The organism is Candidatus Thiothrix sulfatifontis, assembly GCA_022828425.1.
Taxonomy (GTDB): domain Bacteria; phylum Pseudomonadota; class Gammaproteobacteria; order Thiotrichales; family Thiotrichaceae; genus Thiothrix; species Thiothrix sulfatifontis.
The window spans coordinates 793622-812419 of the sequence record CP094685.1; the positions used below are offsets into that span (position 1 = coordinate 793622).

General features: G+C 52.6%; 17 protein-coding genes. 7 read left to right on the forward strand and 10 right to left on the reverse strand.

Annotation, left to right across the window (positions count from 1 at the left end; all coding sequences use genetic code 11):
- Positions 1–24: 24 nt before the first annotated feature.
- Entirely contained in the window at positions 25–1101 is a 1077-nt protein-coding gene (locus tag L3K52_04035; GenBank protein UOG92905.1) for a Fic family protein, read from the reverse strand.
- A 202-nt stretch (positions 1102–1303) separates the two neighbouring features.
- Here L3K52_04035 and L3K52_04040 point away from each other — a divergent pair, with 202 nt between their 5' ends.
- The gene (locus tag L3K52_04040) at positions 1304–1927 is read left to right on the forward strand and encodes a LysE/ArgO family amino acid transporter (GenBank protein ID UOG92906.1); all 624 of its coding nucleotides are present in this window, start codon (positions 1304–1306) and stop codon (positions 1925–1927) included.
- Here the strand turns inward: L3K52_04040 and L3K52_04045 are convergent.
- The 4 genes from L3K52_04045 to L3K52_04060 form a co-directional block, all read right to left on the reverse strand.
- The gene (locus L3K52_04045) at positions 1906–2598 is read right to left on the reverse strand and encodes an ABC transporter permease (GenBank protein ID UOG92907.1); all 693 of its coding nucleotides are present in this window, start codon (positions 2596–2598) and stop codon (positions 1906–1908) included. The two genes, L3K52_04040 and L3K52_04045, sit on opposite strands and share 22 nt — an antisense overlap.
- Positions 2595–3281 (reverse strand): ABC transporter permease, encoded by a 687-nt coding sequence (locus tag L3K52_04050; GenBank protein UOG92908.1) that lies wholly within the window; start codon positions 3279–3281, stop codon positions 2595–2597. Before L3K52_04050 ends, L3K52_04045 begins: the two co-directional genes overlap by 4 nt.
- 116 nt (positions 3282–3397) lie before the next feature.
- On the reverse strand, positions 3398–4177 hold the full coding sequence (locus tag L3K52_04055) for a lysine/arginine/ornithine ABC transporter substrate-binding protein (GenBank protein ID UOG92909.1): 780 nt from the start codon (positions 4175–4177) through the stop codon (positions 3398–3400).
- A 17-nt stretch (positions 4178–4194) separates the two neighbouring features.
- Positions 4195–4968, reverse strand: a complete 774-nt coding sequence (locus tag L3K52_04060) for an ATP-binding cassette domain-containing protein (protein ID UOG92910.1) — start codon at positions 4966–4968, stop codon at positions 4195–4197.
- A gap of 301 nt (positions 4969–5269) precedes the next feature.
- Here L3K52_04060 and L3K52_04065 point away from each other — a divergent pair, with 301 nt between their 5' ends.
- The 6 genes from L3K52_04065 (at position 5270) to urtE (ending at position 11705) form a co-directional block, all read left to right on the forward strand.
- The gene (locus L3K52_04065) at positions 5270–5935 is read left to right on the forward strand and encodes a TorF family putative porin (GenBank protein UOG92911.1); all 666 of its coding nucleotides are present in this window, start codon (positions 5270–5272) and stop codon (positions 5933–5935) included.
- A 199-nt stretch (positions 5936–6134) separates the two neighbouring features.
- Positions 6135–7445: an urea ABC transporter substrate-binding protein gene (gene urtA, locus L3K52_04070; protein UOG92912.1), complete on the forward strand. Its 1311-nt coding sequence runs from the start codon at positions 6135–6137 to the stop codon at positions 7443–7445.
- 88 nt (positions 7446–7533) lie between these two features.
- Positions 7534–9096, forward strand: coding sequence for an urea ABC transporter permease subunit UrtB (urtB, locus tag L3K52_04075; GenBank protein ID UOG92913.1), 1563 nt, complete (start codon positions 7534–7536; stop codon positions 9094–9096).
- 3 nt (positions 9097–9099) lie between these two features.
- Positions 9100–10221 (forward strand): urea ABC transporter permease subunit UrtC, encoded by a 1122-nt coding sequence (urtC, locus tag L3K52_04080; GenBank protein UOG92914.1) that lies wholly within the window; start codon positions 9100–9102, stop codon positions 10219–10221.
- Complete coding sequence (urtD, locus tag L3K52_04085) at positions 10218–11009, forward strand: urea ABC transporter ATP-binding protein UrtD (protein ID UOG92915.1); 792 nt, start codon at positions 10218–10220, stop codon at positions 11007–11009. Before urtC ends, urtD begins: the two co-directional genes overlap by 4 nt.
- Positions 11010–11705, forward strand: a complete 696-nt coding sequence (gene urtE, locus L3K52_04090) for an urea ABC transporter ATP-binding subunit UrtE (GenBank protein ID UOG92916.1) — start codon at positions 11010–11012, stop codon at positions 11703–11705. It begins immediately after the preceding gene.
- A 31-nt stretch (positions 11706–11736) separates the two neighbouring features.
- On the opposite strand, the gene L3K52_04095 is transcribed toward urtE, so the two are convergent.
- The 5 genes from L3K52_04095 to L3K52_04115 are packed head-to-tail and all read right to left on the reverse strand — an operon-like array spanning position 11737 to position 18725.
- The gene (locus tag L3K52_04095) at positions 11737–14433 is read right to left on the reverse strand and encodes a DEAD/DEAH box helicase family protein (GenBank protein UOG92917.1); all 2697 of its coding nucleotides are present in this window, start codon (positions 14431–14433) and stop codon (positions 11737–11739) included.
- Positions 14430–16145, reverse strand: a complete 1716-nt coding sequence (locus L3K52_04100) for a site-specific DNA-methyltransferase (GenBank protein ID UOG92918.1) — start codon at positions 16143–16145, stop codon at positions 14430–14432. The genes L3K52_04095 and L3K52_04100 overlap by 4 nt, the downstream gene beginning before the upstream one ends.
- A 19-nt stretch (positions 16146–16164) precedes the next feature.
- The gene (gene dinD / locus L3K52_04105; protein ID UOG92919.1) at positions 16165–17046 is read right to left on the reverse strand and encodes a DNA damage-inducible protein D; all 882 of its coding nucleotides are present in this window, start codon (positions 17044–17046) and stop codon (positions 16165–16167) included.
- Positions 17047–17085: 39 nt separating this feature from the next.
- Entirely contained in the window at positions 17086–17556 is a 471-nt protein-coding gene (locus L3K52_04110) for a DUF4411 family protein (protein UOG92920.1), read from the reverse strand.
- Positions 17553–18725, reverse strand: a complete 1173-nt coding sequence (locus L3K52_04115; GenBank protein UOG92921.1) for an ImmA/IrrE family metallo-endopeptidase — start codon at positions 18723–18725, stop codon at positions 17553–17555. Before L3K52_04115 ends, L3K52_04110 begins: the two co-directional genes overlap by 4 nt.
- Positions 18726–18798: the final 73 nt, after the last annotated feature.

The window sequence follows — 18798 nt, forward strand, 5'->3', positions numbered from 1 at the left end:
TAACGCAAATCACAAATCCCATCTCTATCTTGTAAATAACCCAAGGTATTCCCTAAACACAAACAACCGATTCCGCCGCTGCCCGGTGATTTCAGCCAACACACCATAACTAACCAAGTCATCAACCAGCGACCCTGCCGTTTTTTGCGTGGTTTCCAAAAGCTCCGTAACCGTTTTAACATCAACAACCGGCTTCCGGTAGAGGTAGCGCATAAGCTGTTGCGCATTCTCCTGCCGCCGTACACCGAAGCGTGGCAATACATCCCTGTCGATACGCTCTTTGAGCAGCAATATGCTTTTGAATACAGCAATAGAGGATTGTGCCGTTTCCGCCACGCCATGCAAAAAGAACAGCAGCCATTCACGCAGGTGGTTGCCTTGCCTGACTGCCATCAGGTGGTCGACATAAGCCGTCTTGTTGCGCTCGAAATAATCCGACAAATACAACGCGGGTTTGGCAAGAATCTGTTCAGATGCCAGAAACAACGGAATCAGCAAACGCCCTAAGCGCCCATTACCATCCAGAAACGGGTGAATCGTTTCAAACTGGTAATGTGCAATCGCAATCTTGAGCAGCGGTGATACATAGTGCGTGTCGTCGTGCAGGAATTTTTCCAGATCACTCATTAACTCGCCAACCCGCTCATGGTGCGGGGGAACAAACACCGCATTTTTCAGGCTAATGCCAATCCAGTTCTGGCTGGTGCGAAATTCACCGGGTTGTTTGGTTGCGCCCTTGATACCTTGCAACAGAGTGGCGTGTGCCTCCCGCAACAAGCGGTTGGAGAGGGGCAGGGTTTCCAGCCGCGCCACCGCATAATTCAGCGCCTGAATGTAGTTCTGCACTTCCGCCCAGTCGTCACGTTTCTCTGGCGCGACATCAGCAGCATCCTTGAAAGCGTCTTCGACATTCGTTTGCGTGCCTTCAATGCGGCTTGAGTAAGTCGCTTCCTTGGCAACATACATCTGGATGAAAAAGTCGACATTCGGCACTAATTGCGAAAACGCATTCAGCTCACCCAATGCACGGTCAGCCTGACTCAGTAGGTGCGACAGGGCAGGATCAGCGATCACCCAAGGATGATTGATTAGGGATGGCATGAAGCTCCGGTACTCATATTGAGCTTCATAATGACCAGATTGATACTCAGATAGATTCATATTTTAGAAAGTGGCATGGTTTCTACAATAAGAAAAACTATAATGGAGATTCTCCCCGTAGCCAAGTTCTTATTGGAGAAAAGTAATAACTTTCTACAATATAATCTCTCTCCTCATTCCATTTCCATCCACAAGGCGCAACATGCTCGAAACCATTCTCAAAGGCGCGATGATCGCCAGCGGTCTAATCGTCGCCATCGGCGCACAAAACGCCTTCGTCCTAAAACAAGGATTAGCCCGCCACCACATTTTCTGGGTCGCGCTGATCTGCTTCCTGTGCGATGCGGTATTAATGTCGGCAGGCGTATTAGGTTTAGGCACGTTAATCAAGGACAGCACCATCGCAACGTGCAGCCTCGCGCTGTTGGGTTCAGCCTTCCTATTCTGGTACGGCTTCAACGCCTTCCGCAGTGCTTACCAAGCCACCAGCCATCTCGAAGCCGCCGCCAGCCATGCCAACACCGCCAGCCTCGCAGCCGTCATCACCACCACGTTCGCGCTAACCTTGCTGAATCCGCACGTATACCTCGATACCGTCGTCATCCTCGGCAGTGTCGCTGGCACATTGCCTTCACACGAAAAGTATTGGTTTCTGCTCGGCGCAGTCAGTGTGTCGGGCATCTGGTTTTTCGGGCTAGGCTACGGCGCAAGATTACTCTCACCGCTTTTCCAAAAGCCCAGAACATGGCAAATCCTCGACATCCTAATCGGCATCATTATGTGGACAATCGCGTGGGGACTACTTCAAGCCGACCTGTGTTGGTAAGCATTCAGACGCTTTTCCAGCAAGCGAAACGCATACACCAGCGCATACGTCATGATCAGATACAGCACCGCCGCCGTCAGATACATTTCATACACCGCAAAGGTTTTGGAACGGATCAAATCCGCCGCGCCCGTCAAATCAATCACCGTAATCGCGCTCACTAACGACGTAGCTTGCAGCAAAAACACCACCTCATTGCCATACGCAGGCAACGCAATCCGAAAGGCTTTCGGCAAAGTCACACGTCGGAACAGCAACCAACCCGACATCCCAAACGCCTTGCCCGCCTCAATCTCGCCACGCGGCACGGCTTGAATCGCGCCACGGAAAATTTCCGCCGTATACGCCGCCGTATTCAGTGTCAGGGTCAGCACCGCGCAAAACCATGCATTGCGAAAATACGTCCACAACCCCATGTCACTCAACACGTCACGGAATTGCCCACTGCCGTAATAGATCAGGAATAATTGCACCAATAACGGCGTGCCCCGAAAATAAAACACAAACCCCGCCGTCGGATACTTCAGCAAGGGATTGTGTGACAACCGCGCCAATGCCAGCGGCACAGCCAACAGCAAACCGATAGCAAGGCTGAACAAGGTCAGTTGCACCGTGACACCCGTCCCCGCCAACAATTTCGGCAAACTCTCGCCGATCAATTCCCAATTCATACGCGCACCCCGCGTTTTGCCCAGGTTTCGGCACGCTTCAACACCAACGTCGACACCAAGGTAATCGCAAGGAACAACAGGGAGGCGAGGAAATAAAAGGTAAACGGCTGATGCGTGGCGGTGGCGGCCAGTTTGGCGTTACGCATCAATTCATCCAACTGAATCAAGGAAATCAGCGCGGTGGCTTTGATCAATACCATCCACACATTGCCCAAACCCGGCAATGCCATGCGCATCGCCAACGGCAATTGCACCCGCCGGAACGCCAGCGCTTTGCTCATGCCAATCGCTCGCGCCGCTTCCATCTGCCCACGCGGCACGGACAAAAACGCCCCGCGCAGCACTTCGGTACAAAATGCGCCGTAGATAAAACCGATAGTCATAAAACCCGCCACAAACGGGTTGAGGTCGAGCCGCAACTCATACCCCAATGCCGCTGCACCATCCTGAATCAGCTTCGGCACACCGTAATACACCAACAACAGCAGGATCAGCTCCGGCACGCCGCGCACCACGGTGGTGTAGGTATCCGCCGCCCAATTCGCCAACCGTGAGTGCGAAAACTTGCCCCACGCGCCCAGCAACCCGAACAGGATTGCCATGAACATGGCGCACAATCCTACCAGCACGGTCATTTGCAGACCTTGGAGCAGCAGCCAGCCGTAACCCTGTAAATCCAGCAATGTGTATCTCCTCGAAGACCCTCACCCCCCAGCCCCCTCTCCCAGAGGTAGAGGGGGAGCAAGAGTGTATTTTTCTTAGCCCCTCTACCTCTGGGAGAGGGGTTGGGGTGAGGGTCTTATTCCCCGTACAAATCAAAGTCGAAATATTTCTTATTAATCTCCGCGTAAGTGCCATCTTCACGGATTTTAGCAATCGCCTTATTCAGCTTCTCCGCGAGTGCCGTATCACCTTTGCGAATACCAATGCCCACGCCTTCCCCGACGAATTCAACATCCTTGAAATCGCCGCCCACAAATTCGATTTTACCCGCGTTCTTTTCATCCTTGATAACGGGCGCAAGCACGACCGAATCCGCACACACCAAATCCACGCGCCCTGCCAGCAAATCCATATTGGCTTCGTCTTGGGTTTTGTACGCAGTGACTTCCACGATGTCTTTGAATTTGCCGCGCACGAAATTGTCCGCTACCACACCGCTTTGCACGCCGACCATTTTGCCTTTGAGTTTGGCGGTGTCGGTCGGGTCAACGTCCGTACCGACAGCGCGGATGCACTGAATCGGGGTGGTGTAATATTTTTTGGTGAAGTCGATTTTTTCCTTGCGCTCCGCCGTGATCGACATGGAAGCAACAATGGCATCAAACTTTTTCGCATCCAACGCCGGAATCAAACCGTCCCAGTCCGATGTCACCCATTCGCACTCGGTTGCCATCGCTTTGCAGAGCGCATTGCCGATGTCGATGTCAAAACCTGCTAACTTGCCGTCCTTGTCCACGGTATTGAACGGGGCATACGCGCCTTCTGTGCCGAGACGCAGTTTGTCTTCGGCTTGGGCAGTCCCGGCAACAGCCAGTGCCAGTACAGCGCTCGACAGTAAGGTGGTGAGTAGTTTCATGGTTGTCTCCTGTTAGGTTATTTAAGCTGGGTGGCAAGAAATTGCTGGCAACGTTCCGAACGCGGGTTGTTGAAGACTTGTGCAGGGCTGCCTTGTTCTTCGATTTGCCCTTGGTGCAAAAAGATCACTTGTGAGGATACTTCCCGCGCAAAACCCATTTCGTGGGTCACGACCAGCATGGTCATGCCTTCGTCAGCAAGCTGGCGCATGACGCGCAGCACTTCGCCAACCAATTCGGGGTCGAGGGCGGAAGTGGGTTCGTCGAAGAGCATCACGGCGGGTTTCATCGCCAGCGCTCGCGCAATCGCCACGCGCTGCTGTTGTCCGCCGGATAAGTGATCGGGATAGCTATCGGCTTTATTGGCAATGCCGACTTTGTGCAGCAATTCGAGGGCGTATTCTTTGGCTTCGGCTTTGGGAATGCCGAGCACATGCACGGGTGCTTCGATAATATTTTCCAGAATGGTGCGGTGACTCCACAGGTTAAAACCTTGGAATACCATGCCTAAGCGGGTGCGGATGTGATCGACTTGTTTCTGGCTTTTGGGGAAGGTTTTGCCGTGGCGGTCGCGGGTCATTTCGATGCGTTCGCCAGTGACGTAAACATCGCCTTCGTCGGGCGTTTCTAACAGGTTGATGCAGCGTAACAAAGTGCTTTTGCCAGAGCCGCTAGAGCCGAGGAGGGAGATCACATCGCCTTTGTCGGCGGTTAGTGAGATGCCATTGAGGACGGCTAAATCACCGAAGCGTTTTTTGATATGACGGACGACAAGGGCGTGTTCCGGGGGCATGAAGTAAATTTCTCGCTGGGCTAATCACGAATGCACAAAGCAATAATCCAATCGTGTCAATAAAGCAAGTGATTGCCCACCATTCAACTAGAAATTGCTTGAATTGCGCTTGCTAGAACAGGCATAAAGACTACTTGCCTTGAAATGGTGCGGGATACGTTTGGCTTGCACACATCTGATGCTCAATAATTCAGGCTGATATTGCTGGCATGGATATTGCTTTGGATTTAACAGCCAATGTCCTGTTACTTTTCAAGGTGATGTGGTTGGTTCCTATTTGTAATTACGTTTGAGGTGTTGTATGCATACTAAAAAAACGCTTGCTAGTGGTCTGCTGGTGATGTTGTCTGCGGCTGCGTTGACCGCACCCGTTGCTCATGCGGGTTCTGGTGCAGAAGTGTCTGCTTCTGCCGGGGTCGCTAACATGTATTTGTGGCGCGGTTTTGATCTGGGTGATGGCGACGCGGCTGTCTATGGTGATCTGAAAGTAAAACACGGTTCCGGTGCGTATGCAGGCATCTGGGGTTCTTCCGGCGACGCTACCTTGGGTACAGAGTATGACTTGTATGCTGGTTGGGCGGGAAAAGTAGGCAGTTTAGACGTTGACACAGCGCTTTGGAGCTACGTTTATCCTGATTCTGGCAAAGGCAACATCGACCCAGGCGAATTGGTTGATGCAGTGGTGTCTGTTGGCTCTGGCCCTGCAAATGTCACGTTGTATGAAGCACTGGAAGGTGACGATGCGAATGAATACCGCTATGTCACCGCTAAATACACGAAAGATAAATATTCAGCCATGTACGGTCAGCACATGTATGAAGAAGGTGCCAGCCCAGGTCACATCCAGCTTGGCTACCAGTACAATGACAACCTCGGCTTTGCGGTGAGCCAGTTTGTCGTGGATAACGAAGAAGTCGATGACAATCCACAGTTTTTGGTGAACTACACCTTGCCACTGACTAAATAAACTCCATTTAATGGTTTTGAAGAGGGATGCTACGGCATCCCTTTTTTATGCCTGTCGTTTTCGCAAACGTCATTAATGGTGCAAATGTTGTTTTATTGCATCGGTTTGGTGCGTAATTACCACAGCCAAATACTCTGGCACGCTTTGTGCTTAATCCTGAACAGAATAAATTTTTCATCCATCCTTCAGGAGTGACCCAATGTTTCTTAAAAACGTTTTCAAACAAACTTTGTTGGTTGTGAGCATGGCGGCGGCGCTGGGGACATCCAGCTTGGCAATGGCTGCTGATGACACCATCAAGGTAGGCGTGTTGCATTCCCTCTCCGGCACGATGGCGATCAGTGAAACCACCCTGAAAGACACCATGCTGATGCTGATTGATGAGCAAAACAAAAAAGGCGGCGTACTGGGCAAGCAACTCGAAGCCGTGGTGGTTGACCCTGCCTCCAACTGGCCTTTGTTTGCGGAAAAAGCCCGTGACCTGATCGAAAAAGACAAAGTAGCGGCGACCTTCGGTTGCTGGACATCGGTTTCCCGCAAATCCGTGCTGCCCGTGTTTGAAGAGAAAAACAGCCTGCTGTTCTACCCGGTGCAATACGAAGGTGAAGAGTCTTCCAAAAACGTATTCTACACAGGTGCTGCGCCGAACCAGCAAGCCATCCCCGCCGTTGATTACCTGATGAAAGAAGGCGAAGTGAAACGCTGGGTATTGGCAGGCACAGACTACGTTTACCCACGCACCACCAACAAGATTCTGGAAGCGTATCTGAAATCCAAAGGTGTCGATGAAAAAGACATCATGATCAACTACACCCCGTTCGGTCATTCTGACTGGCAGTCCATCGTGGCTGACATCAAGAAATTCGGCGGCGAAGGCAAGAAAACTGCCGTGGTTTCCACCATCAACGGCGATGCTAACGTACCGTTCTACAAAGAACTGGGCAACCAGGGCATTTCCGCAGAAGACATCCCCGTCGTCGCGTTCTCCGTGGGCGAAGAAGAACTCTCCGGTATCGACACCAAACCATTGGTTGGTCATTTGGCGGCGTGGAACTACTTCATGAGCGTTGAAAACGACGGCAATAAAGAATTCATCAAGCAGTGGAAGGCATACACCAAAAACGACAAGCGCGTCACCAACGACCCAATGGAAGCACACGTCATCGGCTTCAAGATGTGGGTAAAAGCAGTCGAGCAAGCCAAATCCACCGACACCGATAAAGTCGCCGAAGCGATGATTGGTCAGGAAGTGCCGAACCTCACCGGCGGTACGGCGAAAATGCTGCCGAACCACCACTTGACCAAACCGGTGCTGATTGGCGAAATCCAAGAAAACGGTCAGTTTGAGGTCGTCTCCAAAACCCCAGAAGTTGCGGGTGACGCATGGTCTGACTTCCTGCCTGACTCCAAAAACATCGTCGCGGATTGGACAGGTAAGGAAACGGGCGGCAAACCGTGCGGCAACTACAACACTGAAACCAAGAAGTGTTCCGGGCAGAAGTACGAATAAATACCCCCATCCCCAACCCTTCCCCCGCAAGGGGTGAAGGGAGCAAGAAGGAAGATGGGGAACTCTTTCTCGGTATTCAGGAAATAGTATGCTGAAAACGACTGATTTCACCCGCCTGTTGCTATTGAGCGTGTTGTTGTGGCTTTGCCCACCGCTACAAGCTGAGCAGCAAAGTGCAACCCTCACCCAAGCAGCCCCGTTATTTCAGGAAGCCTCTTTCGACAAAACCCGCGAAGCGGTGGATTTATTGGCTGCCAGCGGTGACGCGGAAGCCGTGCCGTATTTGCAAGCCTTGTTGGATGGGCAACTCTACCAACATAAAGCACAAGGAACGCTGGTCATCGCCAAGGATGGCAACACTGGCGATGAGTTACGCAAGATTCCCACCAACAACAGTTTGCGCAAATACGTGCGCGGCGCGATTGGGCAACTCAGTTTAAGCCACCCTGATGCAGCGGTGCGCCTCACCTCCGCCAACGGATTGCTGGAAACGGTCACGCCGGAAATGGCAGGGCAATTACGCGGCTTGCTGGACAAAGAAACCGATTCTGCCGTCAAAGAAGCCTTGTCACTCGGCTTGGCAATGGCGGATTTGAATGCAGCGGAACAGCCTGTGCGGTTGGCAGCGATTGAATCACTGGCGGGCAATTTACACCCCGGCGTGCGCAATCGCTTGACTACGATGACGACCGATAGCGATGCCGAAGTTGCCAAAGCCGCGCAGGAAGCCTTGCGCAGTATTGAAGACACCGCAGCGTTGTACGGGCATGTTGAAACGCTGTTTTTCGGCTTGAGCTTGGGTTCGGTGCTGGTGCTGGCGGCGATTGGCTTGGCGATTACTTTTGGGGTGATGGGCGTGATTAATATGGCGCACGGCGAGCTAATCATGCTGGGGGCGTATACCACTTACATTGTGCAGCAATTGATGCCCAACTTTATTGATTACTCGCTGTTTGTGGCAGTGCCTGCGGCGTTCATTGTGTCGGGGTTAATGGGGATTTTGATCGAACGTACCGTGATCCGCCATTTGTACGGGCGACCGCTGGAAACCTTGCTGGCAACGTTTGGGATTAGCCTGATTCTGCAACAACTGGTGCGCACGGTGATTTCGCCGCAAAACGTGCCGGTTTCCAACCCGTCGTGGATGTCGGGTTCGCTGGAAATCAATAGCGTGTTGTCGTTGACCTACAACCGCCTGTATATCGTGCTGTTTTGCCTGATGGTGTTTGCGCTGCTGTATTTTGTGTTGCGCAAGACCAATCTGGGTTTGCAGGTACGGGCAGTGTCGCAGAATCGGGCAATGGCGCGGGCAATGGGGGTGCGTTCGGCGCGGGTCGATGCTCTCACCTTCGGGCTGGGTTCGGGGATTGCGGGTGTCGCAGGTGTCGCGCTCAGTCAGTTGACCAACGTGGGGCCGAATCTGGGGCAGGCTTACATCATTGATTCGTTCATGGTGGTGGTATTCGGCGGGGTCGGCAATTTGTGGGGAACGTTGGTGGCTGGCTTGTCGCTGGGCGTGGTCAACAAGGTGCTAGAACCGTGGGCGGGGGCAGTGCTTGCCAAAATTCTGGTGCTGGTTTTCATTATTTTATTCATCCAGAAACGACCGCGTGGGCTATTCCCGCAAAAAGGTCGGGCAGCGGGGGATTAAGCCATGTTCATCACACGTATTCTGCAAAACGATCGGGGTGGGCAAATCATGCTGGCGGTACTCGCGCTGGTGTTGGTGCTAGTTCCCGTCTTGAATTTGCTCGTGCCAGAAGGCAGTTTTCTGCACATGCCGACGTATTTGGTGACGTTGCTCGGCAAGTATTTGACCTACGCCTTGTTAGCCGTGGCGGTGGATTTGGTGTGGGGTTATCTGGGAATCCTCAGCCTTGGACACGGGGCATTCTTTGCCCTTGGCGGTTACGCGATGGGCATGTATTTGATGCGCCAGATCGGGGATCGCGGGGTGTATGGCAACCCGGAATTGCCGGATTTCATGGTGTTTTTGAGCTGGAAAGAACTGCCGTGGTTTTGGCAGGGCTTTGATATGTTTTGGTTTGCGATGCTGATGGCGTTGCTCGTGCCGGGACTGCTGGCGTTTGTGTTTGGTTGGTTGGCGTTCCGCTCAAGGGTGACGGGGGTGTATTTGTCGATCATTACCCAAGCACTGACTTACGCGCTATTGCTGGCATTTTTCCGCAATGAAATGGGCTTTGGCGGGAATAATGGCTTGACCGATTTCAAGGATATTTTGGGTTTCAGCCTGCAATCTGATGGGACGCGCATGACGCTGTTCGTGCTGTCGGGACTGGCATTGGCGGGTGGGTATTTGTTGTGCCGTTACATTATCAACTCTAAGCTGGGGCGGATTGTGGTCGCTATCCGTGATGCGGAAAGTCGCACGCGCTTTGTTGGCTACCGCGTCGAGCATTACAAGGTGTGGGTGTTTACCGTGTCGGCGATGCTGGCGGGTGTCGCGGGCGCGTTGTACGTGCCGCAAGTGGGCATTATCAACCCCGGCGAATTTTCCCCGCTCAACTCGATTGAAATCGTGATTTGGGTGGCGATTGGCGGGCGTGCCACGCTGTACGGCGCGGTGCTGGGCGCGATTCTGGTCAACTACGCCAAAACGGTGTTCACCGGACTGATGCCGGAATCGTGGATTTTCATGCTGGGCGCGTTATTCGTGCTGGTCACGCTGTATTTGCCGCAAGGCTTGGCGGGACTGGTGAAAAACATCAAGGAAAACCGCTGGTTACACAAATTTAGCAGGAGGGCGCAAGCATGAGCGAAGGCGCACATTTACGCCAGACTGAGGCGGGGCAACCGGATGCCAGCCACAAGGCGATTCTGTATCTGGAAGATTTGAACGTTAGCTTCGACGGTTTCAAGGCGATTAATAACCTGACGCTGTACATTGATTCCGGCGAATTGCGTTGCATCATCGGCCCCAACGGTGCGGGCAAAACCACCATGATGGACATTATCACCGGCAAAACCCGCCCCAACAGCGGGCAGGCGTGGTTTGGGCAAACGGTGGATTTGCTGAAACTCTCCGAACCCGAAATTGCCAACGCCGGTATCGGGCGCAAATTCCAGAAGCCCACCGTGTTTGAATCGCACAGCGTCGCCGAAAATCTGGAACTGGCGATGCACGGCAATAAAAGCGTGTGGTACAGCCTCCGCGCCCGTTTGAGCGGCGAACAGCACGCCTTGATTGATGAAACCTTGCAAACCATCGGCTTGACCGAGAACTACCATAAGCAAGCAGGCGCGTTATCGCACGGGCAAAAGCAATGGCTGGAAATCGGCATGTTGCTGGTGCAAAAACCGCATTTGCTGCTGGTTGACGAACCTGTTGCCGGGATGACGCATCAGGAAATGGAGCGTACTGCCGAATTGCTCACCTCGTTGGCTGGCAAGCATTCGGTGGTGGTAGTGGAACATGACATGGATTTCGTGCGTTCCATCGCCAACAAGGTCACGGTGTTACACCAAGGCAGCGTGTTAGCCGAAGGCACAATGGATGAAGTGCAAAACGATCAGCGCGTGATCGAAGTGTATCTGGGGGAATAAATGCTCAAAGTCGAACAACTCAACCAGTATTACGGCGAAAGCCACACGCTGTGGGATCTGGAAATGCACGTCCCGGAAGGACAATGCACCGTGCTGATGGGGCGCAATGGCGTGGGTAAAACCACCTTGCTCCAGTGCATCATGGGTTTGATCAAAGCGCGGGATGGCGTGATTCAGTATCAGGGACAAAACCTGCTGGGGATGGATGCGGAAAAGCGTGCCAACCTCGGCATTGGCTACGTACCACAAGGGCGGCAGATTTTCCCGCTGCTGACGGTGGAAGAGAATTTGCTGATTGGTTTGCCAGCGCGGCGTGACAAGGTGCGCAGCATTCCGCCGTTCATTTTTGAGCTGTTTCCGGTGTTGAAGGAAATGCTGGGGCGGCGCGGCGGCGACTTGTCCGGCGGGCAACAGCAGCAATTGGCGATTGGGCGGGCATTGGTGCTTGACCCGAAACTGCTGATTCTCGATGAACCGACCGAAGGCATTCAGCCGAATATCGTGGCGGAAATCGGCGACATTATCCGCAAGCTCAACAAAGACATTGGGCTGACGGTGTTGCTGGTGGAACAGAAATTGCCGTTTGCGCGGAAAGTGGGGGATCGGTTTTGTATTCTGGATCGCGGGCGGCGTGTGGCGGAGGGGGAGATGCATACGCTGGATGATGGGTTGATTCAGCGGTATTTGACGGTATAACGCCGCCAAATACCTGACTTTTGCATGAACGTTACTGAAACCGCCGGAAGTCGGTTAGCTGGCGGTCTTCACGTACTTCATCGTGCGGAATCAGCAAATAACGCCACGGTTTCGTGCCTTGCTCTCGCGCATAATCTGAGGCATGGCTGCACCAGCGTCTTGCCGCATCCGCCTTGGCTTGCACGTCAGGTGCTTCCATATCGGTTTTTGCCTTGGTTTCCACCATAAAAATCACGTTATCCGTTTCAGCGACAAAATCCGGCACGTATTCCGGCTGTTCTGTCCCCAGCTTGTAGTAAATCTGGAATTGCCCTTTGGCGGGCTTGAACCATTTTTGCGCGTCACGCTCCAGCAGCACCGCAAAACGGCGTTCCGTGTCGGAATCAAACTTCTGTAAAGGGTACAAACATTTCTCAAAGCCACCAAACAGCATTTGCTTGATCTTGCCAGTTTCCGTCACGGTTTCGCGGTAGGAGCGCGGCGGCTGGTTAGCGTTGGCGGTGAAGTTGCAGGATTTTAGTGGGGTAAAACCACGGCTGACTTGCACCTCGTAACCGCTGGCTTTTTCCCAAAAATGTTTGAGCATTTGCGCATGGATTTCGCGGGCAATCAGTTTGCGGTCTTTGTTCAGTACATTATGCGCCTCGTCTTCGGACAGGTAAGAACGCAAGTGCTGCACCATCTGTCCTGCAAGGTCGTAGAGAATTTCTTTCTGGCTGAAGTAATCAATGTCGTCGTGATCCAGCAGGGCGAATACGATGTAATCTTCCAGCCGTTCTTCCTGTTTGCCAGCGGCGGCTTTGAGATGGAATTGTTCGTGGGTGCGTAGCATCTGCCCGACCAGTTCGCGGTCGCCCGGTTGCAGGTGCAAGCCGCTCACATCCAGTTTGAAGGGGTGGAAGCCGGTTTCAACTTCGCCGGTTGGGTTGACCAGTATACGCGGGATGTCGATGGTTTGTTGCACCATGACGGTGGTGGTTTTGGCAACGATGGCGGCGAGGTCGGCGGCATAGTCAGCGGTGAAGAGTGCGCCTTGTTGGGGGGTCATGCGTTCGCGGACTGCGGCGGCGATGGCTTGTTGCACGTCTGCTTTGAGCAGGGCATTGCTGGTGGGGACGAAATCGCGTTTGGCGGCGTAGTTGGCAGCGACTTCGGCGACGACACGGGCGGTTGTACGTTCGGCTTCGGTTTTGAACAGGGGTTCATGGGTTGGAATGGTAGCGGCATTTTCAGCCAGCCGCTGGATTTTAAAATAGTTGGTATCGTCAATAATAACACCAACATTGGACGGAATTTCGATGCTGATCTTTTTGTCGTCGGGCGTGGGAGCATCCAGAATGATGCGCTGGAGACGGATCGGCGAGTCGCCTTTGTTGGCTTCGTCGATGATTTCCTGAAAGCGGTCGTGGGCGACGATATTGAGGCGGTCTACGGCATCATTGCCCGTGCGTTTGCCGTAGGGCAGGCGCAAGCCGCGCCCGATGGATTGCTCAATCAGGGTGCGGGCGTTGGCGGCACGCAAGGGCACGATGGTGTAGAGGTTGGTCACGTCCCAGCCTTCTTTGAGCATATTGACGTGGATAACGATTTCGGTAGGTTCGTTGACACTTTCCACTGCCAGCAGGCGGGTGATCATTTCCTCTTCTTCCGCGCCGGATTTGCTGCTATCCACCTGAATCGCTTTGCCTTGGTAACGCCCCTCGAACAGGGTTTGTACTGTTGTGAGCAATTGCGCGGCGTGGGTGGTATCGCGGGCGATGACCAGCATGAACGGTTTGACGATGGCAACGCCGTTTTCGCGGGCGTAAGTGATCAGCTCCACCTTGGTGATTTCGTGCAGGCGGATGCCGTCTTCCAGCTTGATGCGCTCAATGTCTTCGGGGTTGTGGTCAGCGGCATTGAATCCGCGCTGGGTGACAACAGCGGGTTCTTTCACAAAGCCGTCTGCCATTGCCCGCGCTAAGGGGTAATCCATCACAACATTTTTGAACGGCACGGGGCCACGGCTGGTTTCCACGAAGGGGGTGGCGGTGAGTTCCAGCCCAAACAGCGGTTTGAGTTCGTTGATGGAACGCACTCCGGCACTGGCACGGTAGCGGTGGGATTCATCCATCAGCAGCACGAGGTCGGGCAGCGTTGCCAGATAGTTGAAATAGCTGTCGCCCAGCACTTCTTTCATGCGCTTGATGCGCGGTTCTTTGCCACCGCGCACTTCCGAGTTGATCTTGGCAATGTTGAAAATATTGATGGTAACGGGTGACAGCAGGCTGCTTTGCACTTGTGCGGCGCGGTAGTCGTAGTTTTCGCCCGTGATGATTTCCGGCGGCTGGAACACGAAATGGTGGATGCCCTTGAACACGTATTTGGGCGTATTCGGGGTGAAATCGGCAATCAGCTTGTTGTAAATCGTGAGGTTCGGCGCAAGCACGAAGAAGTTATTGATGCCGTAAGCCTGATGCAAATAGGTGATGAACGCGCCCATCAAGCGGGTTTTGCCGACACCTGTTGCCAGCGCGAAACACAGTGAGGGGAATTCGCGCTCGAAATCTGCCAGCGTAGGGAACTGCGCTTGCAGGCTTGCCAGAATGCCGTTGAGGTCACGTTCGCCCGTTTGGTTCATGGCGGGGGCAGTTTCCAGCGCGGTTGCCAGCTTTTGCAGCGATTCGGCTTGCGGTGGGCGCAAGGAGAGGCTGGTATTGATCTCGTGTAGGGTTTGTTGGCGTGTCATGGTGTTTCCCCTTCCCCAAATAAGCTGGCTTGTGTGCCGCTGGTATTGTCTTGTTGTGGGTCGGATTTTAATCCGACTTGTCGGGCTGAAGCCCGACCTACAGGCGTGGGTTCATCCACGGGTTGCGCCATCGGCAGGTTGGCGACGTTGAGGCTGTAGTCGTCCTTGCCCCATTCGCACAGGTTGAGGATGCTGTTGGGGATTTTTTTCAGGGTGAGGTTAGGCCAACGGCGGCTGGCTTCTTCGCCGCTGGTGCCGCGCCATGCAGCGGCGATGATCAACAGGGAACGGTGTTCGCCGACTTCTTCCGCGAGTGCTTGCAGTTGCTCGAAGGACAGGTTTTGGGTGGTGGCGTAGAGGAAACTGCGTTCGGTGGCGTAGCCTTGTTGCCAGAACACGGTTTCGGAGGGGGCGTAGGTGTAGCCGTGCTGTTTGCACAGGGCTTCGCTCATCATCGCGGCGTTGTAGTCGGGGTTGATGGTGAAATTGCCCCAGCGGTCGCGCTCCAGCAGGGAGGGGGCGAGTTTGTAATAGCGGAATCCGCCGCCGCCCGCCCAGTCCATTGCTTTGCTGATGCCGCCTTGGTCGCTGCCGTCGATGACTTTTTGCAGGCGGGGGATGATGTGGGTGTGGCAATGGTCGCCCAGTTCCACCATGATCCACTTGCGCCCCATTTTGTGCGCTACCGCGCCGGTCGTGCCACTCCCCGCAAACGAATCCAGCACCCAATCCCCCGGATTCGTCGCAATTTCTAAAATTTGTCCTAAGAGTCTTTCTGGTTTTGGCGTTCCAAAAAGGTCATTAACATTTGTATCTGGAAACAAATTTTTCAACTCATATTTTGCTTGTCTATTATGCCCAGTTTTTTCAAGTTCCGCCCAAAGTGTTGATGGAGGAAGCCCCTTCATATCTAGCAAGTAAGTTCTTCTTCTAATATTGCTTTCATCGGCTGTAAAACGAATTTCTCCTGATAATATTTTTTCTGCAATTGTTTCCCTTGACCAACGCCATCCATTTTTAGGTGGTTTAATTGTTTTTCCACTAGGCGAAACCAAATCAAAAGTTAAATTAGGTCTAGGCTTCGGTGAGTTTAATGGATTGCCATCAAAATATGCCCCACGAGGATCATTATCAGGATTTTTAAAATGGCTACGCTTAGTGTCATCAAATATCTTATTTGGGGACCATTCTTCTTTTTTTGAATACACTAGGATGTAGTTGTGATCTGTTGAGAACTGCTTGGAGTCATTGTTGCTGTTATCAGTTGACCTCCAAATGATTGATGCGACAAAGTTTTGGCGACCGAAGAGTTCGTCGCAGAGGACTTTGAGGTAGTGGCATTCGTTGTCGTCGATGGTAATCCACAGCGAGCCGTCGTCGGAAAGTAGGCGGCGGATGATTTCGAGGCGGTCACGCATTAGCCCCAGCCAGATGGAATGTTCCAGCCCGTCATCGTAATGCGTAAACGCGCTGCCGGTATTGTACGGTGGGTCGATAAACACGCATTTGATCTTGCCGGTGAACTCGGCTTCCAAAGCGCGTAAGGCCAGCAGGTTATCCCCGAAAATCAGGCGGTTGTCGAACTGGTCGTGGTCGGTCACGCGGGCGGCAGCGTGGTGGGATTTGGTGGGGTCTTCCAGCAGGATGCGCGGTTCGAGTTTGGGGCGGTGGGATTTGCCGATCCAAGTGAGTTCGAGTTTGGGTTGGGTCATGGGAGTCTCAAGTTTGGAATCATTCGTGATCGCTATTTGTGCCACCACCTAATAAACCACCTGCATCCCGTTGGTCAAGCTCCATTTTGGGAGTGGACTGCTTGACCCGCTTTTCAACATCTTTAATGTGTTCCGCTGGCGGGATGTGTTCTGGTGGTGTGCCACCGATACGCTTGATAGCTTCGCGGACTTCTTTGCCAACCTGCTCGTGGGTTTTGATGGCGTGTTGCTGGTTGTTGATAGCATCACGGGCGAGCTTGTCACGGGTTTGTGTCATACGGAACTGGTTAGCGGCAAGTTCAGTGGCGTTCATTCGATCCATCAATTGATGCTTGTCGGGAATTTTCTTGTATGCCTGAATATCGGCTTTCCCCATACCACCATACAGACCTTTGTAGCCCGCATCATGAAACACGCCGAACATGCGATTTTGCACACCTGCCTGTTGCGCAGCACCGGAAAGGGCCTTGAATTCTTCCGCTGTTTGCTTACGCAGTTCCAACCGCTCAAGATCAGCCGCGAGCTGTTCACTGAGTTCCTGCTTGCGTGTCTGGATGGCGAAATATCGTTGGGCGTAGGCAATCTCTGACTTCTGCGGGTTGCCATTTTGAGCAATAAGGTAGCAGGCAAAGCGGGAGAGGTGGTAATCATCGACTTCGCGCACGCCACCTTTGCCAAGCTCTATCATTTTGCCAACGTCGGCAAAATGATGCTCGGATGGGTTTCCTGATTCTTTACAAGAAGTTATTGCACGTTTGATAACATCTTCAAAGCGTCGCCACTGACTGTAACCCAACAGGTTTTGCAGGTCACGGGCACTCCAGTATTCAGCACCGTGTTCGTTGGTTTGTTTGATGTCTTCAAAAGATTGGGCAACGGCGGTAGGTAGATTTTTTGGCATGGCATTTCTCGAATGTGATAGCAAGCAATTGATAATAAATCAGAAACTCCAGCCCTGATGCTGCATAAACGTTTCCAGATTGATGCAGGGAATCTTGAAGTGTTCACAAACATTCGGGATTTTCGCCGCATTGGGTTTGAGTTGTTCTTCGGTCACAACCGTACCCCCTTGAATTTTTGCACAGGCAATCACAAACGGGTCAGCAACAGGTGTGCCCTTGAGCCGCTGTTGCTCCCCAATCAACATATGGAAATGTTGGATTGTAAAAATCTCTGCCACAAATTGAAGCTCGGCAGCCGTGGGCATGGTGAAGATTTCTTTATGATTTTTAAACCATTCATTGGTGTACTGGTCGCTGTTGCCCCGCTCCATTTCTTTCCAGACTTCGCGGGTAGAAATCAATTCACCACGCTGGATCAGGTCTTCCAAGCCCTGCCAGACAGATTTGAATACACCGGGGTAGAAATGTTTGAGTTTGCTGAGTGAACTGGTATCAAACACATAGATCATGCAGCCGCCCCTTTCAGGACAAGCTGTTCAAACCCGGCAAAATTCTTCGGCTTGATACCCAAAAGGTCAGAAGCCTGTTCCATACTGATTTGCTGGCGATAATGGCGGCTGAAAACCTCTTGCATAAAGCGTTTGCTGATATAAGCCCCTTGGGTACTGAACCAATCGCCACCGCTACCTTTTTTCTGCTGGTTATTCCATTGTTTAGCCAACTGTTCATAGCGGTGTTGGCTGACACGGTTCTGATCCAGAAAACGGCGCAACACGGCTTCGCGGCTGACACCGTAGCGTTTCGCCAAACCTGCAAAATAATGCTCCTCAACCCTGTCCAGATCATGCGACCAACCTTGGATTTGTTGCTCAAAGTCAGCGGAGGGAATCAGCACTTCCGCAGCAATAGCATTACAGAACTGTTCAATGCGTTTTTCCGACGGCGGCAGTTGCTCAAGGTAAGATTTGTCGAATTTGCTGATGCCATTCTTTTTCAGCAACAAGTGGGCAAACTCATGCAGCAGGCTGAATATTTGCCGGGTTTTGGTGGTGCTATTATTCAGGTAAATCAACGGAAACTCCCGATCCTGCAAACAAAAACCAGAGATTTCCTTCTGTTTGAAACTGTCCTTGAACACAAAAATCCCGGCATTTTCGATAACTTGCCGCCATTGCTTGAGAGCGGAATCCTCGTCTTTCCAGCCAACCTGGGTATCCACGCTAATGCCCAACGCATTGCGGATGGCTTGTGCCTGCGCACTGACCGGCGCATCCAGTTTGAGGATGACATGCCGCCAGATGAGTTCTTCGACAGGATTACGGTTGTCGAACAGTTCTTTCAATGCCAACTGGTAGGCATGAGCGCGGCGGATGCGCAAATGGGTATCAGGCAACAGGGTTTGCAGGTCAGCAGCAGGTAAGCTTCTGAATTCACGCTCAGGTGCGGCTTCTTCCGGTGGAAATGGCAGAAAAAACACGGCTAGAGGGCGTTTATAAATGTCATATGCCAGCTTTTCCAGTTGGGGGTAAGTTGGCGCACTGGAGCCAGCCTCCCAAGCCTCAACTTCATCAATCGGGCGTTTCAAACGTGCCGCAACATCCTCGACAGACATACCGAGGCTTTGCCGTGCCCACTTCATGAGCGCGGGCTGTACGCCTGCAACAGCTTCGGTTTTCATGACATTATTCCTTCCTAATCTTAACCATACCTATTACTAAGAGTAGTTTGGTTCGGTTTTTGTTTCATTATGA